This window comes from Streptosporangium sp. NPDC005286 (assembly GCF_040607515.1).
Classification (GTDB): domain Bacteria; phylum Actinomycetota; class Actinomycetes; order Streptosporangiales; family Streptosporangiaceae; genus Streptosporangium.
In genome coordinates this window covers 1-26,518 of sequence record NZ_JBEXGU010000133.1, presented here as the reverse complement: position 1 = coordinate 26,518, position 26,518 = coordinate 1, and the positions used below count along the sequence as shown (strand labels likewise).

The window sequence follows — 26,518 nt, the reverse complement described above, 5'->3', positions numbered from 1 at the left end:
TCCGCGCTCAGCTCGTGCAGATGCCAGGCCGCATCCACCTTCGGCCGCAACACCGTCTCCAACCGCTCCGGCGACAGCGACGGAATCGTCCCGTCGTCCAGCACACCCGCGGTGTGGATGACCGCCGTCAGCGGATGCTCGGCATCCACCCCGGCCAGCAACGCCGCCACCTGGCCCCGATCGGCCATGTCACAGGCGACGATCGCGACCTCGACCCCATGCGCGATCAACTCCGCCTGCAACTCCACCGCACCCGGAGCCTCCAGACCCCGCCGACTGGTCAACAGCAGACGCCGCACCCCACGCTCGGCCACCACATGCCGCGCGAACAACCCACCCAGACCACCCGTCCCACCAGTGATCAACACCGTCCCCTCCGGATCCCAGACCCGGCCACCGTCATCGGCGAGGACATCACCGGCAGAGCCTGGCGCCACCCGTACCAGGCGCGGCACCCACACCTCACCCCCGCGCACCGCCACCTGCGGCTCACCCGACGCCAACACCCCCGGCAACGCCGACAACGCCGATTCCTCATCCACATCCACCAACACGAACCGGCCGGGATTCTCCGACTGCGCGCTGCGCACCAGACCCCACACCGCCGCCGCCGCGAGATCGGCCACCACCTCGCCGTCACCCGCCGCCACCGCGCCCCTGGTCACCAACACCAGCCGGGAACCACGACACCGGTCATCGGCCAGCCATGCCTGCACCAGACCCAGCACCCGAGTGGTCGACTCGTGAACCGACCCCGTCATCTCCCCGGCCGGGTCCACGGCCACCTGCGTCAGCACCACCCCGGGTACCGGCCCCACCTCCACCAGCGACGACAGATCCATATGAACCGGAATTGAATCCCCATCCGGCCGCCACGCCGCAACGGCACCCAACGCCCCCAGACCCAGCACCGCCACCGGCACCCCACCGACCACCGCATGCTCCGGCACCGCCGTCCACTCCACGCGGAACAGCGCATCCCGCCCCAGCACCCGGCCGCCGGCGACCGGCAGGTCATCGGCCGAGAAGGAACGCAGCACCAGCGACCGCGCCGACAACACCGGCTCCCCCGCCGCATCCACCGCCACCAGCGACACCCCGTCAGCGCCCGTCCTGGCCAGCCGCACCCGCAGCGCCGACGCACCACCGGCGTGCAGGCACACCCCGCCCCAGGAGAACGGCAACCGGCCGCCCTCGGCATCGTCCAGCCCGGCGAACGGCACCGCGTGCAACGCCGCGTCCAGCAACGCCGGATGCACCCCGAAAAACCCCGCGTCAACCACCTGTCCGGGCAGGGCGACCTCCGCGAACACCTCACCGTCCGCACCTCGCCACGCCGCCCGCAACCCCCGAAACACCGGCCCGTAGCCCAGCCCGCCCTCGGCCAGCCGGTCATACAACCCATCCAGCTCGATCGCCGACGCACCCCGTGGCGGCCACACCGCCGTATCGAACACCGCCGTATCGAAGTGCGTGCCGGCCCCGCCCACCCCGGCGATGTGATCACGGCTCGCCAGCACGCCGCCGGCGTGCCGTACCCACGCATCATGGTCGTCGGCCTCCACCGGCCGAGCGTGAATGCTCAGCTCCCGGCGGCCCGACCCGTCCACAGGTCCCACCCGCACCTGCACCGCGACGGCGTCGTCCCCGCCCAGCACCAGCGGCGCGGTCAAGGTCAGTTCCTCCACCACGTCACAGCCGACCTGATCACCCGCCCGTACCGCCAGCTCAAGGAACCCGGTGCCGGGGAACACCACCATCCCGCCCACCATGTGATCGGCCAGCCACGGATGCGACCTCGGCGACAACCTCCCGATCAGCAGCGCCTCATCGGAGTCGGCCAACCCCACGGCAGCCCCCAGCAGCGGGTGCCGGGCAGCCGTCAGGCCCGCCGCCGTCACGTCTCCCACCCGCGAGCCCGCGCCATCAGGCCAGAACCGCTCGCGCTGGAAGGCGTAGGTGGGCAGCTCCACCCGGCGGGCGCCGGGGAACACCGCATGCCAGTCCACCGACACCCCGCGCCCGTGCAGAGCGGCCAGCGCCGACATCACCGCGCGCTGCTCGTCCCGGTCCCTGCGCAGCGCCGGCACCAGCACCTCGTCCGGCTCCCACCCGGAGTTCTGGGCGCGTAGCTGCGAATCCGGCGTCGAGTCAGTGTCGCGCGGGTCCGGTTCGGCGGCCAGGGTGTCCTGGGCCATCGCGGTCAGCACCCCGTCCGGGCCCAGCTCCAGATAGGCCCGGACGCCCTGGGCGCGCAGGGTGCGCACCCCGTCGGCGAACCGGACCGCGCCGCGCACCTGGTCCACCCAGTAATCCGGCGAGCACAGCTGCTCGGCGGTGGCCGTCTCCCCGGTCACGTTCGACACCACCGGAATCCGCGGCGGATGGTAGGTCAGCGTGCCGGCCAGGGCCCGGAAGTCCGCCAGCATCGGATCCATCAACGGCGAATGGAACGCGTGCGACACTCGCAACCGGCGGGTCTTGACCCCCCGCTCCGCCAGGACGGCGGCGATGTCGAGGACCGCCTGCTCGGCCCCGGAGACCACCACCGAGGCCGGGCCGTTCACCGCCGCGACCGACACCTCGCCCCCGCGCCCGGCCAGCAACGGCTCGACGTCCTCCTCCGAGGCCTGCACCGCCACCATCGCCCCGCCGGACGGCAGCGCCTGCATCAACCGCGCCCGGCCCGCCACCAGCGCGCACGCATCCCCAAGCGACAGCACCCCGGCCACATGCGCCGCGGTGATCTCCCCGATCGAGTGCCCGGCCAGCACCTCCGGCCGCACTCCCCACGAGGACACCAGCCGGAACAGCGCCGTCTCCACCGCGAACAACGCCGGCTGCGCCCACCCCGTCCGATCCAGTGCCTCCGCCTCGGCCGACCCCGGCTCGGCGAACAGCACCTCGCGCAGCGACCCGTCGAGCAGCGGGTCCAGCTCGGCGATCACCTCGTCCAACGCCGCCGCGAACACCGGGAACCGCGCATACAGCTCCCGGCCCATCCCCGCCCGCTGACTCCCCTGCCCGGTGAACAACACCGCCGGCTTGGCCTGCCTGCCGCGGCCCTTGATCACTCCGGCGGCGGAGACACCGTCCGCCAGCGCCGCCAACCCCGCGCGCAGCTCGGCGCGATCGGCGGCGAGAACGCCCGCCCGATGCTCGAACGCCGACCGCGTCGTGGCCAGCGAGAACGCCACGTCGACCACGGCCGTCTCGGGCGCACCGTCCAGGTGCGCGAGAAGGCTCGCCGCCTGAGCACGCAGCGCCTCCTCCGTCCGGCCCGACACCAGCACCGGCACCACGCCCGCGTCCGCAGGTGCCCGATCCTCCGCGGGCGCGTCCGCCTCGGCCTGCGGCGCCTCCTCCAGCACCACGTGGGCGTTGGTGCCGCTGACCCCGAACGACGACACCCCCGCCCGGCGCGGCCGCCCGGTCTCCGGCCAGGACCGCTGCTCGGTCAGCAGCTCCAGCACGCCCGCGGACCAGTCCACCCGCGACGACGGCGCATCCACGTGCAACGTCTTCGGCAGCACCCCGTGCCGCATCGCCATGACCATCTTGATCACACCGGCCATGCCCGCCGCCGCCTGCGTGTGACCGATGTTCGACTTCACCGACCCCAGCAGCAAGGGCCGCTCCCGGTCCTCGCCGAACGTGGAGATCAACGCCTCGACCTCGATCGGGTCGCCCAGCGTCGTCCCCGTCCCGTGACCCTCCACCACGTCGATGTCCGCCGTCGACAGCCGCGCGCCGGCCAGAGCCTCACGGATCACCCGCCGCTGCGACGGACCGTTCGGCGCGGTCAGACCGTTCGAAGCCCCGTCCTGGTTCACCGCCGAGCCACGGATGACCGCCAGCACCTGGTGCCCGTTACGCTGCGCGTCCGACAGGCGCTCCAGTACCAGCACGCCCACGCCCTCCGACCAGCCCGTACCGTCGGCGCTGTCGGCGTACGCCCTGCATCGCCCGTTGGGCGACAAGCCACCCTGGCGGTTGAACTCGATGAAGGTGCTGGGCGTCGACATGACCGTCACTCCGCCCGCGAGCGCCAGGGTGCACTCGGCCATCCGCAGCGAGTGAGCGGCCCAGTGCAGCGCGACCAGGGACGACGAGCAGGCCGTGTCCACCGTCACCGCCGGGCCGACCAGTCCGAGTGTGTACGACAGCCGGCCGGACATCACGCTGTTCGCCGTGCCCGTGAGCCCGAAGGCGTCGATGTCGCGCGGCAGGCTGTCGCGGTAGTCCGGCGACATCGCGCCGACGAACACCCCGGTCTGGCTGCCCCGTAGCGCGATCGGGTCGATGCCCGCTCGCTCGACGGCCTCCCAGGAGGCTTCGAGCAGCAGCCGCTGCTGCGGATCCATGCCCAGCGCCTCCCGGGGGGAGATGCCGAAGAAACCGGCGTCGAAGTCCGCCGCGTCACGCAGGAACCCACCGGACAACGACTGCGGGACGGCGGCGCCGTACTCGTCCCGAAGCCTGTCAAGGTCCCAGCCACGATCGGCGGGCGGCTCGGATACCGGATCACCGCCCTCTGCGAGCAGGTGCCACAGGTCCTCCGGCGAGGACACACCGCCCGGGTACCGGCAGGTCATCCCGACGATCGCGATCGGCTCCAGGTGCTGTTCTTCAAGGTCGTGGACGCGTTGCCGGGTGCGCCGCAGATCCGCGGTCGCCCGCTTGAGGTATTCCCGGAGTTTCGCTTCGTTGTCCATATCAGCTCAACCCTTTTCGACGACCAGCACGAACTCATCAACTCGTCGGGCCTCGAATGCTTCGCAATCGAGTTCGGCGATCACAGCGCCACCGTGTGCGCCTCGCAGGCGGTCACCGGCGAGACGCACGGACCCGCGCCTCGCGGGAAGGTACGGGCGGGGGCAAGGAGTCAGGGGGTTCGGCACCTTCGCAGGCACCGCACGCCGCGCCGTCCGGACTCACACCGCCGCGTCGAGTTCACAAGCTCCATCCACATCGGCCCAGTCTTGGCCCGGCGCTCCCTGAAAATCATTAGTAACTGCGGCCGCGGCGCCATCGTCCCGGCCGGTCACCTTCTTGGTGACGGCTCTACGGCGCGTCCCGGCGTGCGCGGAGACCGCACGGCCCGTGACTCTGGGGAAATGACCAGCGCGCGGGACCTTACGCTCGCGCAATGGCCGGTCAGCTTCACATCACATCAGAGTTGTCAGACTACGTTCACGAGATGTCGTCGCGGGAGGACGAGATCCTGCGTTCCCTGCGGGAGGAGACCGCGGCCCTGCCCGCGGGCAGGGCGATGCAGGTCACGGCCGAGGAGGGGCAACTGCTGGCACTGCTGGCCCGCCTCACCTGCGCGCGGACCGTGCTGGAGGTCGGTACCTTCACCGGCTACAGCACGCTCTGCCTGGCCCGCGCGGTCGCTCCCGGAGGCCGCGTCATCACCTGCGACATCACCGAGCGGTGGCCCCGCTTCGGAATGCCCTACTGGCGCCGGGCCGACGTGCTCGACCGGATCGACCTGCGGATCGGCGACGCGTCGGACACCCTTGCCGCGCTGCTGCTCGACGAGGGGCCGGGGTCGGTCGACTTCGTGTTCATCGACGCCGACAAACCAAGCTATCCGAAGTACTACGAGGCCGGCCTCGCGCTGCTCAAGGACAACGGGCTCATCGTGGTGGACAACACCCTGTTCTTCGGCAAGGTCGCCGACCCGGCGGCACAGGACGCGGACACCGACGCCATCCGCAGGTTCAACGCCCTCCTCCTGGAGGATCGCCGGGTGGACATCTCACTGCTGCCGATGGCGGACGGCATCACGCTGGTACGCAAGAAGGGCCCTGCGGAACCGCCCTGTTAGGCGACGGGCGAAGGACTGAGGACATCGGAAAGCCGGATCTCGGGCGAAGAGCCGAGGTCCGGCGCGATGAGGTCCATCGTGGTGGGCGGGTCCTGCGGCGTCGGGACGAGGTGGAGCCGTTGCAGGCCGCTGACGTCGGGGGCGGGCAGCCTCCCGAGGCACGGGCAGGTCTCGCCGGTGAACCCGCTGAACCGGTAGGCGATCTCCATCATCCGGTTGCGGTCGGTCCGGCGGAAGTCGGCCACCAGGTGCGCGCCGGCGAGCGCGGCCTGGTCGACCAGCCAGCGCAGGATCACCGAGCCCGCGCCGAAGGACACGACCCGGCACGACGTGGCGAGCAGCTTCAGGTGCCACGCATGCGTGCCCAGCTCCAGCAGAACGACTCCGACCGCGCCGTGCGGCCCGAAACGGTCGCTCAACGAGGTGACCAGGACGCGGTGCCGGGGGTCGTCGAGCAGCCGGACCAGCGTCTCCTGTGAGTAATGCACGCCGGTGGCGTTCATCTGGCTGGTGCGCAGGGTCAGCTCCTCGACGCGGGCGAGGTGCTCCACGGTCGCGTGCTCGATGCGCATCACCAGGTCGAGTGAGCGGATGAACCTCTCATCCGGACCGGTGAAGCCGGACTTCGCGGCCTGCCGCCGGAAACCGGCCTGGTACATCTCCCGCCGACGCCGGGCGTCCTCGGTCACCGTCTCCGGGCTGAACTCCGGCAGCCCGGCCAGCTCGGCGACCTGATCGGCGGAGTAGCACCGTACGTCGGGAAGATGGAATGCCACCTCGGCCCGCTCCGCGGCCTGGTCGTCCACGAACGCCATCGCGCCGTGGGCGAACCGCAGCTCCTCCGCGATGCGCCGGATCGAGCCGGACTTGGGCGACCAGCTGATGTGCGGCAGCACGAAGTACTCCGCGATGCCCAGCTCCTCAAGCTTCGCCCAGGCATGGTCATGATCGTTCTTGCTCGCGACAGCCTGCAGGATACCCCGGGAGTCGAGCACCTGGATGAGTTCACGTACGGACTCCGGCAGGCGGACCTCGTCATCCTCCAGCAGGGTCCCCTGCCATAGCGTGTTGTCCAGATCCCACACCAGACATTTCACCATCGCGGTCTTGTCGAGCACCTGTTCTCCTCGTCTCGGTCAGCGCGACTGCGCGACGGCGTGCTGGGCGAGAATGAGCTGGCAGATCTCAGTGCTGCCCTCGATGAGTTCCATGAGCTTCGCGTCCCGGTAGGCCCGCGCCACCACGTGGCCGTCCTGCGCCCCCGCCGACGCCAGCACCTGTACGGCCGCCGCCGCACCGCGTGCGGCCTCGGTCGAGCCGACGTACTTGGCCAGGACCGTGGCGATCACCATCTCCGGCGACCCCGCGTCCCAGCAACGGCTCGCGTGCTCGCAGACCCGTGTCGCCGCCTGCTCGGCCGCCATGAGCTCGGCGAGGTACCGGGCCACGAGTTGGTGCTCCGCCAGCGGCCGGCCGAACTGCCGGCGGGTCCTCGCGTGCGAGCCTGCCGCGGAAAGGCAGGCCCGCAGAATCCCGACGCAGCCCCAGGCCACCGATATCCGGCCGTAGGCCAGAGCCGTGGTGACCAGTAGTTGGAGTTGCTGTCCGCCGCCGCCGAGCACGGCGCTCGCGGGCAGCCGGACGGCGTCGAGGCTGACGTCGGCGTGCCCGGCGGCCCGGCAGCCACTCGGGTTGGGCACCGGCCGTATGGTGACTCCCGGAGCGTCGGCGGGCACGACGACGGCGGCGCCGCCGTCCCCGTACCGTCCGAAGACGACGATCGAATCGGCGTAGCGGGCCACGGTGGTCCACGCCTTCTGCCCGTCGACCACCACCGTGTCGCCGTCGGCACGTATTGTGGTGGCCATCGCCGTCACATCGCTGCCGGCGTCACGTTCACTGAAGGCGACGGCGGCCAGCTCGCCGCCGGTCAGCCTGGGGAGGTACTCCCGCCGCTGGCGAGCGTCACCAAGCCGTTGGATCGTCCACGCCGCCATTCCCTGTGACGTCATCACGCTGCGCAGGGAACTGCACAGGCTGCCCACGTGTGCGGTGAAAGCGCCGTTGTCCGAGCTGCCCGCGCCGATGCCGCCGTATTCGACCGGCACCTCGGCGCACAGCAGGCCCTGCTTGCCAAGGGTCCGGAGCATCTCCACGGGGAGGACACCGGCAAGGTCCCATGCCGCGGCCTGGTCCCCGACCAGGTTCGTGACCTCTTCGCACGCGTCGGCGCGCCATTCAGGCATGGTCCGCCACCGGTGTGTCAAGCAGCCGCAGGACGAGGGACGTCATCCGCTCGACAGTGCGGAAGTTGTCGAGTTTCAGGTCCTCCCCGATGATGGCGATGCCGTACGCCTGCTCCAGGAAGACGACCAGTTCCATGGCGAACATCGAGTTGACGAGCCCGGAGGCGAACAGATCCTTGTCGACGGCGACGTCCGTCTTGATCCGCTCTTCGAGGAACTCGTGGATCCGCTGCTGGACGGTCTCGGGGGTCGACTGAACCGTCTCTTCTGATTTCGTGTTCACGAGAGCACCTTTTCGTAGTCGTAGAAGCCCTTACCGGACTTGCGTCCGAGGTGTCCTGCGGCCACCTTCTCCAGCAGCAGCTCACAGGGCTGGAAGCTCGCGTCGCCGGTGCGCTCCCACAGCATTCGCAGCGCGTCGGCCAGGTTGTCCAGTCCGATCAGGTCGGCCGTGCGCAGGGGTCCGGTGGGATGCCCGAGGCAGCCTCGCATCAGGTCGTCGACCGACTCGGCAGTGGCCACGCCGGCCGCGACGATCCGTGCCGCCTCGTTGATCATGGGGTGAAGGAGCCTGCTCGTGACGAACCCCGGGGCGTCCCGAACGACGATCCCGCGGCGCCCCATCCGCGCCAGCAGCTCGGTGACCGCGGTCATGGTCTCATCGCTCGTCTGGTCGCCCCTGATCACCTCCACCATCGTGATCAGGTAGGCCGGGTTCATGAAATGGATGCCGACCAGCTCATGCGAGCGGTCGGTGAATCTCCCCAGCTCCCCTATCGGGATGCCCGAGGTGTTGGAGACCAGCGGTGTGCCGGTCTTGACCAGCCTCGACACCTCGCCCAGCACTTTCGCCTTGATCTCGGTGCCCTCGGTGACCGCCTCGATGACCGCGATGGTGCCGGCGACGGCCTCAAGTTCCATGGTCGTCGTCAGACCGGCCGCCGGGCGCTCTGCCGGCACCGCGCCCATGAGCCGTGCGTGCCGGAGCTGGAGGTCGATGCGGCGCCGGGCGTCGGCGAGCTTGTCCTCCGACACGTCGACGAGCACGACCGGGATACCGTGGCCGATCGCCACGACGGCGATCCCCGTGCCCATCACCCCGGCACCCACGACTCCCAGACGAGCACCTTCCACTTCACTCATCCCTGAGCCTCACATAACGGTTGGAGTTTGCCCGTCCCTGTGCTTCACGGATCGCTTCTCCTAATGCCCTGGCACCGGGACGGTCGTAAGGACAGGACGCATGAGAGCTCCGGTGAGCTCACCAGCTCGATGCGAGGATGAGGTCTCCGAACTCCCGCTCGCGCGAGGCGTTCTGGAGATCGGATTCCACCATCATGTGCATGAGTTGCTCGAAGCCGACGGTCGGCTCCCAGCCGAGTTCGGCTCTGGCGCGACTTGGATCGGCGCAGAGGGTCTCCACCTCGGCGGGACGCACGAGCCCCGGGTCGATGACGACGTGGTCCTGCCAATTCAGTCCGACGTACTCGAAGGCCATCCGTACGGCGTCATGCACCGAGTGCATGCAGCCGGTGCCCACGACGTAGTCGGTGGGCTCGTCCCGCTGCAGCATGAGATGCATCGCGCGGACATAATCGCCGGCGAACCCCCAGTCGCGGACCGCGTCGAGATTACCGAGATACAACTTGTCCTGCAGGCCGAGTTTGATCTGGGCGACACCGAGGGAGATCTTTCGCGTCACGAATTCCGCGCCCCGGCGCGGCGACTCGTGGTTGAACAGAATGCCGGAGACGCCGTACATGTTGAACGACTCACGATAGTTCCGGGTGATGAAATGGCCATATGTCTTCGCCACCCCATAGGGGCTGCGCGGGTGAAAGATCGTCGTCTCGTGTTGCGGACTTTCCACGACCTTGCCGAACATCTCCGAGGACGATGCCTGGTAGAAGCGGATCTGACCACTGCTGTCGTTGCGGGACTTGTCCAGCCCGCACACCAGGCGGATCGCCTCCAGCGTCCGGAGCACGCCCATCCCGTTGACCTCGGCGGTCAGCTCGGCCTGCTGCCAGGACATCGGGACGAAGGAGATGGCGGCGAGGTTGTACACCTCGTCGGGCTGCACCTTGTCCACCGCCGTGACCAGGCTTCCCTGGTCCAGCAGGTCACCGTTGACGAACGACAGGTCGCTGACAAGGCGACTGATGCGGGACTTTCGGGGATTGGCCTGCCCTCTGATCAGTCCCCAGACCTGGTATCCCAGGGACAGCAGATGCTCAGCCAGATAGGAACCGTCTTGGCCGGTGATACCGGTGATCAGCGCGCGCCTGGACATGCACTTTCCTTTCAGCACCGCGGACGAGTAATCCGATCGGACACCATCGCGACCGCGAAGACGCTGACGGTGCGCCCACGGTGGGAATCGAGTCGGCCCGGGGCCGACAGCCCGCGAACGCTACTCATCGACCCAGCCGTGCGTCTGAGCGAGTTCGACGAGGCATTTGCGGACGCTCAGGATCTGCTCCGCCGTCATCGTCGGCACGGCCGCGAGCACGGCTTCTGTGATCTCCCGCGTCAAGTCCTTGACGGACAGCACGTCGCAAAAGCCGACGTCGTTGCCCTGACGATCGGGTGTGGAGGTGGCCGGCTCCCGTGACGCCGTCGCGATCGACGCGGGTGTCGGTGTGGGCCTCGGTATGGAGGACAGCGGGAAATTCGGCCCGCCGGGCCGGTCGAGCACGCGGACCCGGGACGCCTTCAGGCCCTTGCCACCGTTCTCGACCAGGAATTCGACCCGCGTGTCGACCGAGATGAGACGCTTGTCGCCATCAAGGTCGTTGACATGCATGAAAACGTCTTCGCCGCCCGGGTCCGGGGCGATGAAACCGAACCCGCGGAATTCGTCGAAGCTGATGACCTTACCCGTTACCATGACCACACCTCACGAGAACCACGCTCCCCGAAATGAGGAGCCCTGCCAGGAGAACCACCCGTCGCGACCACCCAGGATTCGCTCACGGCTCAGCCGAAAGCCGAATCTCCGGCGACGCGGCACATAGGATCCCGCTCGTTTCGGGAACCGGCCGACTACATTTACTCGGCTATTTTGGTGCGTTCGGACCACTGGAATACCGGGAGATTCTCTCCCTCGATCACCAGAAACTCACCGTTGTGCACGAAGTGCTCATACCCCGAGCCGAGGAGAATCTTCACCTTCTCGTTCGGATTGTCCGTCCGTCGAACGTGATCGCGAGTGAACAAGCGCTCCGGTCCACCGGCGAGCACAATTTTTGCACTGGTCACGATGACACCTCCCTTACGATGGCGGTCCTTTGGAGAACGTGATCGGGATCGGCGGCGACTTTCCGTCGAAACCGGCCGGGACCATCCGGTCGAGGCCGCGCCGGAATCGCTATACCAGAATAAGATGAATATCACGGAGCAATCGGGTCAAGCCATCGGATCAATGGCCTTCCACACCGGCGCCGCCGGTCGCTCCGAACACTGGTATTTCCACTGGTTTCCGGCCGCTCAACTACGCGGTCAGTCAGATCACCGCGCGACCGCCGGCCCATTAAATGGACTTATTTCACGAATTCGGGCAGGACTCGGGGCGGCCAGGAGCCAAGCCGGAAGATGCCCATGGAGTATGCCTTGGAGACCAGGGCCGGGCGGTTGCTGGCCTTCAGCTTTCGTAGCAGCGTCGTCACGTGGTATTCCACACCGCCGCGGCTGAGGTACAGCATCGACGCGAGCTGCACGGTCGACACTCCCGCCGCCACCCCTTCGATGACGCGCGCTTCCATGCTGCTCAGCAGCCTCTTTCGCCCGGTCAGCAGGTCGTCACGCTGCTCCCGATCGGATCGCACCAGCACCATGATGCTCTCGACGTAGCCGGCCTCGTCGTGAAGCGCGATCCCGGTCAGCTCACCGCCGAGCACGGTGTGGTCCGGCCGTACGGCGATCATGCGCTCTTCGAAGCGGGCGCGCTGGTGATCCGTCAGACGGGCGAACTGCTGTCCCATCTTGTCGCGGACGCTCGGGTGCAGCAGCTCACAGAATGCCCGCCCACGAATGTCCGCCAGGGAACGTCCGAACTGCCGGGTAAATTCGAGATTCGCCTCGATTACCCTGGTCGCGTGGTCGAGATTCGCCACGCAAATCCCTGACTGGTCGAAAAACGAACGGTATTGATCTATGCTGTCAGTGGGTTGACCGACCAGGAAAAACTCTTCTTCCTCATCGACCAGGGCGGCTCCGGCATCAATGCTCATCTGATGACCATCCCTCTCCTCCGGTAGACCAGGCGATGCTCCGGTAACTTCGAAGTAACGGCTGAATCCACTTATTAGTATGATATTAACCAAACGGAAAGCGAGTCAACACAAGCCCACTACAGTCCGTGAAAGACTGTGGTACGCAAGGCGGTTGGTTCGGAGCTTGCGGTGCGGCCCCTCGGTCGCGTTCGGTACCGAACTCCGCGTGCTTCATAAGACGGTTCGCGTCCCGCTCCAGGAGCGTTCCATGAATCGAGACGCGCGGTTCCACGTGGACAGACGGCACCGCGGCAGGTCATCCAAAAAATGATGAATCGCGATCCAGATCGCGCCGGGCCGGCGAACGGCGACGCCCGTCGTCACCGGGCGGTTCCCTTATGGACGCGCCGTCAGATAAAATATAGCCGCATGCCTTTGTGCGGCCTATTCGCCCGCGTTCCGCGCGCTCAACTCTTCGACGAGCGCCGCCCGGCCGTTCACCCCGAGCCTGCGATAGGTGCTCGTCAGACTTTTTTCGACGGCGCGGCGGGTTATGCCAAGGGAATCGGCGATCTGCTGGTTCGTCCAGCCCTGCAGCACGAAGGCGACGACCGTCTCCTCGGCCTTGGTCAGTTCACCGCGTTCCGGCGCGACCAGCCGCAGCACCGGGCCGTTCAATTCCGAGTCCTCGTCGCCCTCGGCCCATGAAACGCCGCGTTCCCGGGCGACCCGCCTGCCCTCGGAGATGAGATACTCCGCGTCGCCGGAACCGGTTTCGGCAAGCCTTCTGCCGAGAATCGTGAGCGTCCGGGACAGCTCGATCCGATCCTCCGAACAACGAAGCGTGTCAACGGCCTGCCGGAGGAGATCGATGCCCTCCCCACCCGGGGTGATCGTGCCGCGCAGCCGCAGCGCGCGACCGTATGCCGCGGGTGCGCCCCATGCCCGCGCGAAGGCGTGCTCCTCGTCGGCCAGCTCGGCCGCCACCTGCGCGCGCCCGAGCCGGTGGTTCATCGCCGCGGCCCACACACGCCAGGGGTACAGCGCCGTGTTCGTCCATCCGCAGCGCGACAACTGCTTGCCACTGTCGAGGAACCTGTCCAGCGCGGCAGGCAGATCGCCGCGCACCGCGTCCAGCATCCCCCGCACCATGCGATGCGCGACGACCACGCGGAGGTCGCCGCTCTCCGGACTCGTACGAATCACTCGCTCGCCCAGCTCGACGTCCCACGTCTCGAGCGCGATCATGGCGAGCGTCCAGATGGACAGCGTCGTCGCCTCCGGCCAGGCCGGGTCGGCGTTGTCGACCACGCTCAACGCGGCGCTCTTGGCCTGGACCGGATGCCCGGACGCGCGAAGGGTCGCGCTCCGCCCCGCGTTGACCAGCGCGGTGACTCCATCGAGTGCCTGGCGCTGAGCCTGGTCCCGCACCGCGTCCAGCCACTGGGCCACCGGTGCCGCCGCGTCGGCGAGGACAAGGGCCGGAACCAGCAGCGGGAGGGCGGTATAGGCGTGCCCGGCGCGCGGCGGCTCTCGCTCCAGGATCCGGGTGGCCAGCGAGGAGATCTCACCGGCCGTGACACCGCCGGTCACGGCCGCCGCGTACGTGAGCAGGGCCAGCAGCTCGCGCCCGGCGCCGGTGGAGACCGGCGCATCCGCGCCGAACCCCCGCAACCGGTCGGCCATCGTGCTGAGATGCGCGGCATCCTGAAGGTGGAGATAGCGGGTACGGGCTTCCAGCCGCAGGCCGAGATCCCCCCGGGCGTACGCCGGTCCAAGGTCGTGGAGCCGACACGCCACGTCCTGGACGAGCGCGCCCAACGACGGGTTGACCGCGCCGAGCGCGGGCGGGATCCACAGTGCCGCCGCCGCGCGTTCCGCCGCCGAGGTGAGCATCGGCACGGCCTGCGCGATGTGAGTGACCGAGGACGCGAGGTCGACCCCCCGCTCGGCGGCGGCCAGGTCGACCAGGCGCCGGCCCCGAGCCTCACTGTCGGGCGGGCAGTGCAGCAGCGCGTGCCGGAGGTAACGGACCGCCTCCCTCGCGGAACCGCGTTCGAGCGCGGCGCCGGCGGCCGCGCGCAGGGTGTCGATCTCCCACGGCTCGTACCCGGAGGTGACCAGCAAGAGCTGGTCGGCGACGTGCTCGGCGGGGTGCCCGGCATTGTGCAGCAGCGCCGCCGCCCGGCGGTGCATCAGCGCTCGCGTGTTGACGCTCATCGCCGATTCGATGCCGTACCGCACGCTCTGGTGGACGAATTGCGGGGACTCCCCGCCGGCGAGCAGGCCGAGGCGGTCCAGGGTCTGTATCGCGGACTTGTAGTCGATGCTGTCCAGGCCGGCGAGCTCACTGATGAGCTCTGGCTCCGCCAGGTCTCCGAGCACGACCATCGCCCGCGCGAGATCCTGGACGATCGCGGGCTGGATGCCGAGGCAGAACATGCGCCGGTCGCGCAGGAAGGGCTGGCTCGCGGCGCGAACCTCACCGGCCTGCGGCGATACGGGCTGGAAGCCGGCCGTGCGCAGTCCGCGAAGCGCCGCGACCAGTGAAGCGGGGTTCCCGCCGGACACCTCGTGGCAGGCCCGGGCGAAGTCGGGATCGCAGGCCTCGCCGAACTGCTCGCTGATCAACTGGCGCACGCCCTCCGTTGACAGCGGCATCGGATACAGCGTGCGAGCCGCCGAGGCGGCGATCTCCCTGAGCAGCGTGTGGTCGGAGGCCTCGCATTCCTCCGAGAAGGCTCCGGCGACCAGAACTCGCGCGCCGTCCAGACGCTTGGCGAGGTAAGCCAGCCAGCGCAGGGACGGCGCGTCCACCCACTGGAGGTCGTCGACCACGATCAGCAGGGTTTTGTCCTTGCTCAGATTGACGATCAGCGAGTTCAGCCCCTGCAGGATCGCCTCTTGTCCGAGCGACCGCTGCGGGCCGATGGACCACGACCCGCCGAGGAACATCCCCCGCACCACGCTCGCCGCACCCCGGAAGCAGGCCGCCCAGCGGGCCTCCGGCACTTCGGCCACGAGCGGCTCCAACAACTGCTGGGCGATGCCGAACGTGAAGTCCTGTTCGAGTAGCGTGCCGCTGGCGCGCAGGACCCGCGCGTGCGGGGCGGCCGCGTCGGCGAGGGAGCGCAGCAGGACCGACTTGCCGACGCCGGGCGAACCTATGACCGCCATCATGGATCCGTCGCCCGCCTCGGCCGCGCGGACCGCCTGCTCCGCCCGAGCCAACTCTTTTCCGCGTTCCAGCAGCATGGGATCAATCCCCCATGTTCCGCGGTGCCGGGGCCAGGAGCGGGGCGAGCTCGTTACGGCTGGTGACGGCGAGCTTGCGGTAGATCCCGGTCAGCCGCAGCTCCACGGTTCGGACGCTCACCGACAGGATGCTCGCGATGTAGGCGTTCGAGCGGCCCGCGGCGGCCAGCCCGGCGATTCGTTCCTCCTGGACGGTCAGCAGGTGCCTCGTCTCGTTCGGCGTCGGCGCTCGTTCCTCGACAACCTTCTCGGTGAGTCCACCGGAAGGCATGGGGATCTTCCTCGTGGCCTCCTCCAGCAGGCTCAGTGCCCCGGGATGCTCCCCCGACGCCATGATCAGCTCGGCCGACGCCCTCGCGTAGGAGTCGCGCGACACCGAGTCCCGCAGGATCCGAACGGCGCGTTCGAGTTCGCTCGTGGCCTCGGCACCGCTCAGCACACGCGACGCGCCCAGATGCGCCAACCCCAGCGTGCTGGGGGCACCCCACTCCCGCGCTCGCTCCACCGTCTCCATCGCCAGTTGCCTGGCTGCCTCGGTGTTCCCACACGCGCTGTGCGCCGCGACGGCCACCGATCGCCAGGACAGCACCGCGGGATTCGTCCACCCCCTGGCCAGCACGAGACGCCCGCACTCATTGATGTCGCGCAGCGCGGCCTCCGGATCGGCCAGCTCCATGCGCACCTTGGCACGCGCGTACAGCAGCGTCCCCCAGGCCGCGCCCTGATCCGCCCCTGAGGGCAACTCCTGAGCCAGCACCTGCTCCGCCTTTTCCACGGACTGGCCGGCGAGGTGCAGGCGCGCCTCCATCGCGACGAAGTAGGGAACCACTCGCGGGTGCCACGAGGTGAGCGGCAGCTCCGCCCGTGCCGCCTCGAAGTCACCCATCGCCTGCCCGAGGTTGCCCCGCCGCATTTCGCATCGGCTGCGCTGGATCAGCGCCAGCGCGGCCGGTACCCGTGCACCACAGCGTCGGGCGTCGGCCAGGACCTCGTCCAGCCCGATCACCGCCTCGGCCACCTCGTCGGCGAAGAACAGCGTCTTGGCGGCGTAAATCCTCGGACCGAACGGCTGGTCCTCCCCTTTGAGCTGGAAGGCCGTCCTGGCCAGTTCCCGCGCCCGGGACATGCGCTCACCGCGGACAGCCAGCATCCAGGCCGCGATACCCGCCTGCACCGGATCTCCCGACCGGTCGGGCGGGTCCGGGAACGACGGCACGGGCAGCACCGGGTCGCTCGTGCAGTCGTTCTGCGCCAGCCAGCCGATGGCCGCCAGCGACCCAACGTCCGCTGCGTCCCCCTCTCGCCGCGCGTAAGCCGTCGCGACGGCGCGATACGTGGCGGACGCGTCGCCCCTGGAGTTGAGCAGATCGGCCGCCCGTACGAGCACCGCGACCGGCACCTCGGGCCCGCTGTTCAGCAGCACCTGCTGGAATCGCCGGTCACTCGTCGCCGGGCTGTGGCCCACCTCCGTCATCGCGAGCTCGATGAGCAGCCGCTGCCGCTGCTCGCCTCCCACCGGCTCCCGCAGCGCGCGGACGAGCAGGGCGGCGGCACCCTCGTGATCATCATGGAGACGTCGCCGCCGGGCCACCCGGCGCAATAGGTCCACCACCCATTCGGCGCCGACCGGCCGGGCATTGAGCAGCAACCGGGCCAGCCGGTCCTCCGGAATCACCGCCCGGTACCCGAGCTCGACGGAGCGCGTCGCCAGCGCCTGCCGCTCCCCGACGTCCATCCCGGCCAGCGCCATCTCGGCGATGAGGGGGCTGACCGGCCGCGGGTCCTCCCCGTCGGTCACCAGACCCAGTCGTACGAGGACGGACAGCGCCTGCTCGGGAAACATCGTCTTCGGCGACGCCAGGGACGTGAGCAGGTCGAAACCGAGGCCGTTCTCGCAAACCGCCATCACCCGGAGCAGCGCGAGGGCATCCGCGGGCAGGCGGGACAGGGACTCAGCCACCCGGTCGCCGCTCACCTCGGCGGCCCGCTCCAGCAAGACCGGGACGTACCGCGCGACAGGCGACAGGGAGGCGTGCGCGAAATGGTCGAGTACGGCGAGCAGGGCCGCCGGGCTGCCCCCCGTGGCCTCGGTGGCGGCGGTCACGAACGCTCCGTCGACGGGCCCGGTGTACCGGGAGAGGATCACCTGCCGGACCCCGCGCTCCCTCAGCGGCGGCACATGGATCACGCTGTGGGGCACCGGTCCGGGCTCGGTGGCCGATCCGGTGGTGCCGCCTTCGCCTTCGCCGAGGGCCCTGGCCTGAACCAGGAGTATCGGAACGCCTCGCAGCCGGTGTGTCATGGCCGCCAGCCATGCCTTCGATTCCTCGTCCGCCCACTGGGCGTCGTCCAGGGCGATCAGCAGCGGATGGTTTCGGGCGAGCGCCACGAACTCCCCGCACAGCGCCGGGATCAAGGTCTCGGCCGGCTGGTCCTCCACCCACAACCGCCGCGCGAAGGCCAGATATCCGGTGCCGGCCAGCCCGGAGGTGATCTGCGAGACGACGCCGTAGCGAAGATCGGCCTCAGCGGGCGAGCAGCGGGCGAGGACGGCCAGTAATCCGGCCTCCCGGGCACGCGCGACAGTCGCCCTGATCAGGGCGCTCCTTCCCGTACCCGGTTCTCCGAGCACGGTCACCATGCTCGACCGGCCGAACTGAAGCTCGGTCACCTGCCTGCCCAGCCGGCGTATCTGCCCCTCCCGCTCGGCCAGGAACTCCGGTGCGGCGTCCCTCCAGCGGGCACCCGGCTCCGGGACGCTCACCGACCGCCTGGGGGTCGGCCGCCATGTGCTCGACACCGGCTCGCCCGTGGTCGACGAGACCGCTTCGGAACCCCCGCCGGAGTCCGCCGTGACACGGGAACGGGCCGAAGGCCGCCGGCGATCGACGCCGCCACCAAGGTTGGAGAGCTCGGCCACGACCGCATCGGCGCCACGGGCGGGCAGAAGGATCGCGCCCCTCAGCCCGACCGGCCCGGTCGTGGCCCCGGTTCCGACTCTGTGTCCAGTTCCGCTGGGCATTCGCACCTCAAATCGACGATGCATGCGCCTGAGCTCAAGCACCCCAATCGCCTATTGAGCAGACCCTAGTCATCTCCATGTTTGTTTGCAAGCGTTTGGCGTTGGTTTGCCTGTGATTGCCTTTATTTACCTGCGATCCTTCCTCTGACCGCTTCTGTCGTCGTGCCGGCGGATGCGACATGAAGCTGATGATCCGTTGAACGGCCGCTCACAACCGGCTGCTCAGCTACCGCCCGATACTGCGGCTTCACTCGGAAAGCAGGTGTGGGACCGGATCACCGAAGCACCAGGCACTCCGCGCCGGTCATCACGAGAGGGGCCGACGGCCTGCTCACAACGGGATGTTGGTGTGGCGGCCTCGGCGCGCCGGAGCGGCGGCCAGCGCCTCGCCGAGCCGCAGCCGGGTCCACGCCGGGTCGATCACCTCGTCGACGACGCCGATGCTCACCGCCCTGGCCACGCCCCCCGCGATCCTTTCGTGCTCCGCGGCCAGACGGGACAGCAGTTCCTCGCGCTCGCTCTGTGCCGCGGCGGCGAGTTTCTTGCGGTGCAGGATCTCAACCGCCGCCTTCGCCCCCATGATCGCCACCTCGGCCTCCGGCCACGCGAGTACGGCGGTGGCGCCGAGAGACCGGGAGTTCATCGCGATGTAGGCGCCACCGTAGGACTTGCGCGTGACCAGCGTGATCCGCGGAACGCTGGCCTCGGCGAACGCGTGCAGCAGCTTCGCGCCTCGGCGGACCACACCCTCCCACTCCTGCCCGACGCCGGGCAGGTAACCGGGGACGTCGACCAGCACGAGCAGGGGCACGCCGAACGAGTCGCACATCCGGACGAACCTGGATGTCTTATCCGAAGACAGCGAGTCGAGGCAACCGCCCTTGCGCAGCGGGTTGTTCGCGATCACCCCTACCGTCCGTCCGGCGAGCTTGCCGAACCCGGTCACCATGTTCGGCGCCCACCTGGGCTGCAACTCGACGAATCCCGACTCCCCGTTCTCCTCGTCCAGAATCGCCTTGACCAGCGGGCGCACATCGTAAGCGCGCCGGGGCGAGTCGGGGAGCAGGTGGCGCAGCGGCCTTTCCTCGCGCACCGAATCCACGTCGACGAATCCCGGCTTCGCCAGCAGCGTGACGATCTGGCGGGCGCGGGCGAAGGCCGCCTCCTCGGATTCCGTGCAGATGTGGGCCACTCCGGACTTCCGGCCGTGCGCGTCCGGCCCGCCCAGGCTCTCCATGTCGATCTGCTCTCCGGTGACCGACCGGACGACGTCCGGACCGGTGACGAAGACGCGGGCGGCATCAGACATGATCACGATGTCGGTCAGCGCCGGACCGTAGGCCGCGCCGCCCGCCGCAGGGCCGAGCACAACGGACAGTTGTGGGATCTCACCCGAGGCACGGACCATCGCGGCGAACATCTCCCCGATCCCGTGCATCGCCGACACGCCTTCGTTGAGCTTCGCGCCACCGGAGTGCCACACGCCGATCACCGGACAGCGTTCGTGTATCGCGAGGTCAATGGCATTGACGATCAGCGGGCACTCGTCGATCCCGATCGCGCCGCCCTTCAGCGTGGCGTCGGTGCAGTAGACCACCACTCTCGCGCCGTTGACCCGCCCGTAAGCGACCACCACCCCCACGCCTGCACGCCGGTGGATGATCTCAAGTGAGTCGGGATCCAGCAACCGTGACATCCGAACCGTCGGGTCACGGTGGTCAAGGTTCGGCTCGGCTCGGTCCACCACGGCCAATGTGGGAAATGTCATCACTCACCCCTGCGAATCGCCCGTTGTCCGAGCCGCAAGTGAACCAGGAGCGGTGTCGAGAAAACCCTAGTTCTGGCTGCCCGTCCCGGAGCGGCCGGCGCCCGCGCCCCCCTCCGCGCGTGCGCCGCGACACCCGATCGGTCCGGGAAGGCCTCGCGTCAGCGCAGCCGGCGCAGCCCTTCGTGCACACGCATGATCAACTCAACCGACGGCTGACCGTCGACCTCCGCGACAGGGTGCGCCCTGAGCAGGTTCCAGCCGATCGCGTCGCTGATCAGAACGAGGACCACCCCGATCGGCAACCTGAGGCGACCCGCGATCTCGATCACGGCCATGGGCTCCTGACACATGCCGAAGAGCCAGCGATATTCCTGGGGCAGCGCGGGATCGTCGGCTCTCCAGGCGCCCTCGGGCGTCACCGAGATCAGCGAGTCAATGCGCAGCAGCTCGTTACCGCGGGTACGCCCCCCGGTGAGAACGTACGGCCGCGCTTTGACCGGCAGCGAGTCCTGCGGGTGCTGCACGAGATACGGCCCCGGCAGGCCCTGGTCCGTTACCGGCGCGGGGCCCGCATCCGGCGCGGGGCCCGTATCCGGAAAGATCCCGGCGCCGTGGTGATCATCGCCGTCGAACCGCGGCTCCGGTGGATCACCGCGTGTCTCTTCCTGCGTGACGTCGACGGCGGCGGCGTCGACGGCGTTGGCGTCGACATCCCGCGCGTCATCGTCCGCGCTGTCCTCGATGGGTTTGGGCAGGAACTGGTGCTCGGCCCAGGTCTTGTAGTCACCCCAGCCGCCGAAGGCGAGAGGGTGGTACTTCGGTCCGTCGGCGTCTCGCCGTTGTCGCCTCTTGCGGGACATCGCGGGGATCTCACCTGCTCTCGAAAGATCGTCCGATATCAGATCGAGACCGATATCGAGATCGCGCGATGGTAGGAGGTGAGCATGTTTCTGAGCTCACCGCCATCCCCGACCCCCGCGGCTTTGTCGCGCGGTCGTTGCCACCGCGAAGGTCTGCTGATTGTCTCCGTCGATTCCTAGGCATTTGCGCAGTGTTCAGCGAATCTCGTGACGAGTAGGAACGCTTCATGCACCGGCGGGCCGTGCGCGACGGCACTGCCGGTCAGTTCCTGATCGTACGTCGATCGAGCCGGCCCGGCCTGCGATGTCACCCGGCAGTTGGCGTGATCCGGCCCGCTTTGCCAAGCGCGTCCAGCGCCCACCCCAGGTCCGTTCGGCCACTCACGTCCAGCTTGCGGAAGATGCTGGTCAGATGGATCTCGACAGTGCGCACCGCGATGCGCAGGGTGTGGGCGATCTCTCGGTTGGTGGCACCGGTCGCCGCGAGTTCCGCGACGCGCCGCTCTCCCATGGTCAGCACATCCTTGACCCCGTCGGCCCCCTGGTACATCCAGCCGCCCGCGGCGACAAGCCGGTCGCGCGCCTTCACGGCCAGCGCGCGAAACCCGCACCGCACCGACAGATACACGGCCCGGCGGAAATGCCCACGGGCACCCTCGCGATCGTCCATCCGCAGCAGCGCCTCGCCGAGCAGGCTTTCGGCCCGAACCAGATACCAGCGCGCCTGGGTGCTCGCCAGCGTCTCCGCCGTCTCGGTGAGCATCTCCACCCCATCGCTCCCTTCAGTGATCGCCCCCCTCGCCAGCAGGGCGAATCCCCGAGCGGATGCGCTCCCCCAGGCCGCGGCGAGTCGCTCACCGTGCTCGACGAGCTCCTCCGCCTCGTTCCGGCGGCCCAGGTCGGCGAGCAGACAGGCCGCGTCCAGCCACCACGGCGCGAATATCGGATTCCTGATACCGGACTTGGCAAGCAGCGCGCCACAGGCGGTCAGTGACGACAGCGCGCCTTCGTGGTCACCTCGCGACTCCGCCAGGTACGACCTCGTCATCAGCACCCGTGGATGGTCAAGGAGGGACTCCTCCAAGTCCGGCGAGGTCATCTGGCCGAGCACGAAAGCGGCCTGGTCGAGGTCGCCTCGCTGGGCGAGCACCGCCGCCAGGGCCGTCCGTGGCTCCGTGACGCTTTTCGACCACGACCACTCGTCCGCCAGCTCGACGGCTCTTGTCGCGTCCACCAGGGCCCCGTCGAGGTCGCCCGCCTCGATCAGGATCCACGACCGCGTGGACAAGGCCATCGCCCGGCCCCAGACGTCCCCATGCTCCGCGCCGCGCGCGATCACCCGGTCCATGGCCTGAACCGCTTCCTCAACCTCGTCAGCGAGCGAGAGTACGTACGCGGCGGCGCCGAATGCCCAGCTACCGGGAGTCTCATCCGCACCGCTCAGCGCCTGGCGGGCCGGCACCAGGCAGGTTTGGGACGAGGCACCGCACATCGCGGAGATCATCGATCGCACGGCGAGCAGCTCGCGCTCGCTCACGGCGTGCGCCTCCGGTATCGGCATCGCCATCGCCCGCTCGGAGATCACCCTGGCGGTGGACCGGCGGCTCCATCCGATCAGCAGCAGCGCCGACTCGACCAGCGTCCGCAGCTCATGGTCGTCGGCGACCACGCCGTCGAGTTCCGCCAGGATGCCGTTCAATATCGAGACCGCCTCCGGCTCCTTGCCGAGGGGCGGCGCGACCTTGGCCAGCTGGACCGCGAGGCGCGCCCTTCCCCGTACGTCACCGGTCCCCTCGATCCCGCCACGGAGCATCGCGTACGCTCCCGACGGATCGTCATGTCCGATCAGCCGCGCGAAGTCGGCCTGCGCGTCGATGTCGGCGGGATCGGCCACGACCATACGGCCCAGGTAGCGCGCCGCCACCCCCAGTGACCCGTCCCGCTCGGCACGACGCGCCGCCTCAAGAAGCACATCCCGCATCCAGGGCTCGGGAAGCCTGGGCAGCAGCACCAACTGCGCACTGATCTCCTCGGCCGGCCGGCCGCCGTCGTTGAGCAGCCGGGCGGCCAGCTCCCGCCACCGATCGAGCGTGGTGGCCGGCATGCCGCTCAGCACCATGGTGCGTACATGATCGTCGTTCAACTCCGCCAGGTCGGCGTCGATGATCTCCTCGTCACGCAGGATGTCGATCACGGCGGCTACCAGCGGCTCCGAGACCCCGGACAGCATGCCCACCAGTTCCGCGTCGGCCTGCCCCAGCACGGCGAGGGCCTCCACGACCTTGCGCACGTACTCGGGCTGCCGGTCGAGCGTCGCGAGCAACTGCCCGGCGAAGAGTTCGGCGCCGAGTTCACCGGCCCGGAGCGCGCCCCGGGCATCGGGCGACACACCCTCCTCGCTCAGGCGTGCGAACAGCCGCGCGAGAAGCGACGGATTGCCACGGCAAACGCTGTTGCACGCGCGGACGAACGGCTCCTCCGGTACGGCGTCCCACCACCACCTGGCCATCTCTCCCGCGTCCTCCTCGAACAGCGGCCCGAGGTCGATGGTGCGGTGCCCGCGCGCGGCGACACCGGGAATCGCCCGTCGCCAGTTCGGCTGGCCGGAACGGCGCTGGGCGAGCAGGACGAGCAGCGGAAGGTAGTACCCGCGGTTCATCAGGAAGTCCAGCCATACCAACGACTCCTCGTCGCACCACTGCGTGTCGTCGAGCATGATGACCACCGGTCCTGACGCGGTCGCCGCTATGACGCGCCGGAGCAACCGGTGTGACAGCGGCACGGTGGCGTACTCGTCATGGAGTGACGCCCCGCCGAACAGGCTTTCCGCGGCGTGCCAAGGCAGCCGGGCCCCGGCGGGCGAGCAGGAGCCGCGCAGGATCGTCGCTCCGGCGCACCGGGCGTACCGCTCCAAGGCGTCCAGCAGGGCGGTCTTGCCGGACCCCTCGGGCCCCCGCATCAGGATCATGCGTGCCGACCCTTGTGCGGCCTTGTCCAGCCCGGACACCAGCGTGCCCAACTCCGCTTCCCGGCCCACCAGCCTGGCCTCACCATGGAAGATTCGTCCCGACATGGTCACCATCCCGCTTCACGAGTAGCCGCACTCCGCATCGATCAGGCACGGGGAGCATGCTTCGATCCGGCCGGCCCGAAACCCGAATGCGAAAACCGGCTCCGCGCGACACTCACCCGAGTCGGTCCGGGAATCGAGCACCGGCCCCGCTCAGCAGGCCTCCCGCACCGCCCTTCGTGCTTTATCGGGGCCACAGGCTGCCCGGGCGAGTTGAGCGTTGTGCCGGCACCGGGCCGTGGAGTGGCGGGCGAGGGCGTTCCGTACGGCGGGGAGGCCACGGGCCGACACGATGTCGGCGGGCGCGAGATCCCCGGCCGTCAGGATGAGGGGGTAGCCCGGAGAAGGGACGTCCGGCATCGGAAGACCGAGGACGACCGCGACGGCGCGGTTCCCGATGTCGTCGAGGTCGCTCGCGCGTTCCGCGAAGTAGCCGCCCGCGGACAGGAGCGCCCGCCGATGGTGTGCGCACGCGATGTTGATGGCGTGCGCGGCGTCCATCGCCGCTCCGGCGTGCTGCTCGACCGACTCGCGCAGCACGGGGTCGGCCACGATCACGGCCTGCGCCTCCAGGACGTCGCGTGCCGCCGGATCGGTCGCTTTCGCCGCCCGTACGGCCGGTTCCTTTACGGCCTCCTCCAGCCCCGCGCCGCCAGGGTGATCCCTGTGGCCGTGTCCGTGACCGGAGCGGGGTCCGGCAGCCGTGGAGCCGCCCTCCGGTACACCCGGCCCGCTGCGTGGCCGGGGCTGATGCCGAGGCCGCGCAGCGTCTCGGACAGCGTCACGGCCACCTCACGGCGAGCATGCCGTTGGCGGGGACCGGCTTGCCGCCGCCGACACGGATGCGCACGGGTATGCCCTGCCGGATCACCGCCTCGACGAAGATCTTGGCAGGGCGCGCGTGCAGGCCCGAGCGCGAGGCGACGGCCACTGTCCTTTCCGGCATCTGTGGCTTCCTTTCAGGGCTCGATGGTGACCTTGATGGCCTCACCCCTGCTGACGATGTCGATCGCCTCCAGGACCCCGGTCAGAGACAGACGATGCGTGATCAGGTCCGCCACCGGCACCGCACCCTCAGCAATGAGCTGAAGCGCCCGCGCGTTGTGCGCCGGACTGGACCCGTTCGCACCCACGATGGTCAACTCCCGATAATGCACCAGGTTGGAATCACACCGAATGATCGGATCATCCTTGGGCAGACCACCAAAGAAACTGATCCGCCCCTGACGAGCCGCCATCTGCAACGCCTGCTCCTGAGCCGCCCCGGAAGCAGCGGCGGTGATCACGACATCAGCACCCCTGCCCTCGGTCAGCTTGAGCACCTGCTCGACCACGTCCTGGCCGTGCACCACCGCGTCGGGATGAACCAGCCCGGCCGCCATCTCCAACCGCTCGGCGTTGATATCGACCAGGAACACCCGGGCCGCGCCGCGCGAGCGGGCCAGCCGCACATGCAGGCAGCCGATCGGACCCGACCCCATGATCACCACATCGTCGCCCTCGCCCACACGGGCCAGCTCCTGGCCGTTGAGCACACACGCCAGCGGCTCGGCCACCGAGGCCTCGGCGAAACCGACCCCCTCAGGGATACGGTTGAGGCCGCCGACCGCCAAAACCTTGGCCGGGACGATCATGTACTCGGCGAAACCACCGTCGTAGTGATAACCCATCGACTCCTGGTTCGGGCACACCGTCATCCGGCCCCGGCCGCACTCGGCGCACGTCCCGCACGGGATCGCGGCGATCACCTGCACCCGATCGCCCGCCGCCCAGCCGCTCACGCCCTGGCCGACCTCGGCGATCTGTCCGGCGATCTCATGCCCCATGACCCTGGGCGGCCTGATGTGGTGGTGACCGTACTTGGAGATCTTCACATCCGTGCCGCACGTCGAGCAGTTGCGCACGCGTATCTTGATCTCACCGGCTCCGGTGACGGGCTCGGGCGCCTCCTCGACGCGGATGTCACCGGGAGCGTGGAAACGAGCGACCTTCACTGTGCCTCGTCCTCTTCGTTGGGTTGCAGCAACCGGACCACCTCGGCGACCTGCGTCGCCTCGCGAAGGGCCCGGGCCTGCTCGGGATCCATCAGGATCTGGGCGAGTTCGGCGAGCAGCCGCACATGACCATCACCCTTGGCGGCGATACCGATACACACCGTGACCTGCTCGCCGTCCCAGTCGACACCGCCGGGAAAACGCAGCACACAGATCGCGTCATGATGAACGGCATCCTTGGCGGCCAAGGTGCCGT

19 protein-coding genes are annotated in these 26,518 nt (G+C 69.1%); 1 reads left to right on the top strand and 18 read right to left on the bottom strand.

Features of this window, described 5'->3' with window-relative positions:
• Nucleotides 1-4,715, bottom strand: a 4,715-nt coding sequence (locus tag ABZU75_RS34365) for a type I polyketide synthase (RefSeq protein WP_355563528.1), incomplete at its 3' end; no start/stop codon positions are given.
• Nucleotides 4,716-5,200: 485 nt separating this feature from the next.
• Between ABZU75_RS34365 and ABZU75_RS34360 the strand changes: the two genes are divergently transcribed.
• Nucleotides 5,201-5,833 carry a class I SAM-dependent methyltransferase gene (locus ABZU75_RS34360; RefSeq protein ID WP_355563525.1) on the top strand — a complete coding sequence of 211 codons (633 nt, stop codon included), beginning with the start codon at nucleotides 5,201-5,203 and terminating at the stop codon, nucleotides 5,831-5,833.
• Here the strand turns inward: ABZU75_RS34360 and ABZU75_RS34355 are convergent.
• From ABZU75_RS34355 to ABZU75_RS34275, 17 genes are all read right to left on the bottom strand, one after another.
• The gene (locus ABZU75_RS34355) at nucleotides 5,830-6,951 is read right to left on the bottom strand and encodes an HAD-IIIC family phosphatase (protein ID WP_355563522.1); all 1,122 of its coding nucleotides are present in this window, start codon (nucleotides 6,949-6,951) and stop codon (nucleotides 5,830-5,832) included. The genes ABZU75_RS34360 and ABZU75_RS34355 overlap by 4 nt on opposite strands.
• 18 nt (nucleotides 6,952-6,969) lie before the next feature.
• Nucleotides 6,970-8,079 carry an acyl-CoA dehydrogenase family protein gene (locus tag ABZU75_RS34350; RefSeq protein ID WP_355563519.1) on the bottom strand — a complete coding sequence of 370 codons (1,110 nt, stop codon included), beginning with the start codon at nucleotides 8,077-8,079 and terminating at the stop codon, nucleotides 6,970-6,972.
• On the bottom strand, nucleotides 8,072-8,362 hold the full coding sequence (locus tag ABZU75_RS34345) for an acyl carrier protein (protein WP_355563516.1): 291 nt from the start codon (nucleotides 8,360-8,362) through the stop codon (nucleotides 8,072-8,074). Before ABZU75_RS34345 ends, ABZU75_RS34350 begins: the two co-directional genes overlap by 8 nt.
• On the bottom strand, nucleotides 8,359-9,222 hold the full coding sequence (locus ABZU75_RS34340; RefSeq protein ID WP_355563513.1) for a 3-hydroxyacyl-CoA dehydrogenase family protein: 864 nt from the start codon (nucleotides 9,220-9,222) through the stop codon (nucleotides 8,359-8,361). Before ABZU75_RS34340 ends, ABZU75_RS34345 begins: the two co-directional genes overlap by 4 nt.
• A 118-nt stretch (nucleotides 9,223-9,340) precedes the next feature.
• On the bottom strand, nucleotides 9,341-10,372 hold the full coding sequence (locus ABZU75_RS34335; RefSeq protein ID WP_355563510.1) for a GDP-mannose 4,6-dehydratase: 1,032 nt from the start codon (nucleotides 10,370-10,372) through the stop codon (nucleotides 9,341-9,343).
• 120 nt (nucleotides 10,373-10,492) lie between these two features.
• Entirely contained in the window at nucleotides 10,493-10,969 is a 477-nt protein-coding gene (locus ABZU75_RS34330; RefSeq protein WP_355563507.1) for a cold shock domain-containing protein, read from the bottom strand.
• Between the two features lie 161 nt (nucleotides 10,970-11,130).
• Nucleotides 11,131-11,340: a DUF5988 family protein gene (locus ABZU75_RS34325; RefSeq protein ID WP_350929121.1), complete on the bottom strand. Its 210-nt coding sequence runs from the start codon at nucleotides 11,338-11,340 to the stop codon at nucleotides 11,131-11,133.
• 281 nt (nucleotides 11,341-11,621) lie between these two features.
• A complete protein-coding gene (locus tag ABZU75_RS34320; protein WP_350929119.1) occupies nucleotides 11,622-12,311 on the bottom strand; it encodes a LuxR C-terminal-related transcriptional regulator in 690 nt (229 codons plus the stop codon).
• A 426-nt stretch (nucleotides 12,312-12,737) separates the two neighbouring features.
• Nucleotides 12,738-15,548, bottom strand: a complete 2,811-nt coding sequence (locus ABZU75_RS34315) for an AAA family ATPase (protein ID WP_355563502.1) — start codon at nucleotides 15,546-15,548, stop codon at nucleotides 12,738-12,740.
• Between the two features lie 4 nt (nucleotides 15,549-15,552).
• Nucleotides 15,553-18,312, bottom strand: a complete 2,760-nt coding sequence (locus ABZU75_RS34310; RefSeq protein WP_355563499.1) for an AAA family ATPase — start codon at nucleotides 18,310-18,312, stop codon at nucleotides 15,553-15,555.
• Nucleotides 18,313-18,901: 589 nt separating this feature from the next.
• Complete coding sequence (locus ABZU75_RS34305; RefSeq protein ID WP_355563496.1) at nucleotides 18,902-20,338, bottom strand: carboxyl transferase domain-containing protein; 1,437 nt, start codon at nucleotides 20,336-20,338, stop codon at nucleotides 18,902-18,904.
• A 158-nt stretch (nucleotides 20,339-20,496) separates the two neighbouring features.
• Entirely contained in the window at nucleotides 20,497-21,198 is a 702-nt protein-coding gene (locus tag ABZU75_RS34300) for a DUF742 domain-containing protein (RefSeq protein WP_355563493.1), read from the bottom strand.
• A 307-nt stretch (nucleotides 21,199-21,505) separates the two neighbouring features.
• Nucleotides 21,506-24,271 carry an AAA family ATPase gene (locus ABZU75_RS34295; RefSeq protein WP_355563490.1) on the bottom strand — a complete coding sequence of 922 codons (2,766 nt, stop codon included), beginning with the start codon at nucleotides 24,269-24,271 and terminating at the stop codon, nucleotides 21,506-21,508.
• A 150-nt stretch (nucleotides 24,272-24,421) separates the two neighbouring features.
• Nucleotides 24,422-24,910: a phosphoenolpyruvate-utilizing N-terminal domain-containing protein gene (locus ABZU75_RS34290; protein WP_355563531.1), complete on the bottom strand. Its 489-nt coding sequence runs from the start codon at nucleotides 24,908-24,910 to the stop codon at nucleotides 24,422-24,424.
• A 139-nt stretch (nucleotides 24,911-25,049) separates the two neighbouring features.
• Nucleotides 25,050-25,214 (bottom strand): HPr family phosphocarrier protein, encoded by a 165-nt coding sequence (locus ABZU75_RS34285; protein ID WP_355563487.1) that lies wholly within the window; start codon nucleotides 25,212-25,214, stop codon nucleotides 25,050-25,052.
• A 13-nt stretch (nucleotides 25,215-25,227) separates the two neighbouring features.
• On the bottom strand, nucleotides 25,228-26,262 hold the full coding sequence (locus tag ABZU75_RS34280; protein ID WP_355563484.1) for a zinc-dependent dehydrogenase: 1,035 nt from the start codon (nucleotides 26,260-26,262) through the stop codon (nucleotides 25,228-25,230).
• Nucleotides 26,259-26,518, bottom strand: a 260-nt coding sequence (locus ABZU75_RS34275; RefSeq protein WP_355563481.1) for a PTS sugar transporter subunit IIA, incomplete at its 5' end; no start/stop codon positions are given. The genes ABZU75_RS34275 and ABZU75_RS34280, both read right to left, overlap by 4 nt.

Bases quoted from the DNA above. Each gene is read 5' to 3' on its own strand.
- ABZU75_RS34360 (WP_355563525.1), top strand. From the start codon at position 5,201: ATGTCGTCGCGGGAGGACGAGATCCTGCGTTCCCTGCGGGAGGAGACC.
- ABZU75_RS34350 (WP_355563519.1), bottom strand. From the start codon at position 8,079: ATGCCTGAATGGCGCGCCGACGCGTGCGAAGAGGTCACGAACCTGGTC.
- ABZU75_RS34340 (WP_355563513.1), bottom strand. From the start codon at position 9,222: ATGAGTGAAGTGGAAGGTGCTCGTCTGGGAGTCGTGGGTGCCGGGGTG.
- ABZU75_RS34335 (WP_355563510.1), bottom strand. From the start codon at position 10,372: ATGTCCAGGCGCGCGCTGATCACCGGTATCACCGGCCAAGACGGTTCC.
- ABZU75_RS34330 (WP_355563507.1), bottom strand. From the start codon at position 10,969: ATGGTAACGGGTAAGGTCATCAGCTTCGACGAATTCCGCGGGTTCGGT.
- ABZU75_RS34320 (WP_350929119.1), bottom strand. From the start codon at position 12,311: ATGAGCATTGATGCCGGAGCCGCCCTGGTCGATGAGGAAGAAGAGTTT.
- ABZU75_RS34315 (WP_355563502.1), bottom strand. From the start codon at position 15,548: ATGCTGCTGGAACGCGGAAAAGAGTTGGCTCGGGCGGAGCAGGCGGTC.
- ABZU75_RS34305 (WP_355563496.1), bottom strand. From the start codon at position 20,338: ATGACATTTCCCACATTGGCCGTGGTGGACCGAGCCGAGCCGAACCTT.
- ABZU75_RS34300 (WP_355563493.1), bottom strand. From the start codon at position 21,198: ATGTCCCGCAAGAGGCGACAACGGCGAGACGCCGACGGACCGAAGTAC.
- ABZU75_RS34295 (WP_355563490.1), bottom strand. From the start codon at position 24,271: ATGTCGGGACGAATCTTCCATGGTGAGGCCAGGCTGGTGGGCCGGGAA.
- ABZU75_RS34285 (WP_355563487.1), bottom strand. From the start codon at position 25,214: ATGCCGGAAAGGACAGTGGCCGTCGCCTCGCGCTCGGGCCTGCACGCG.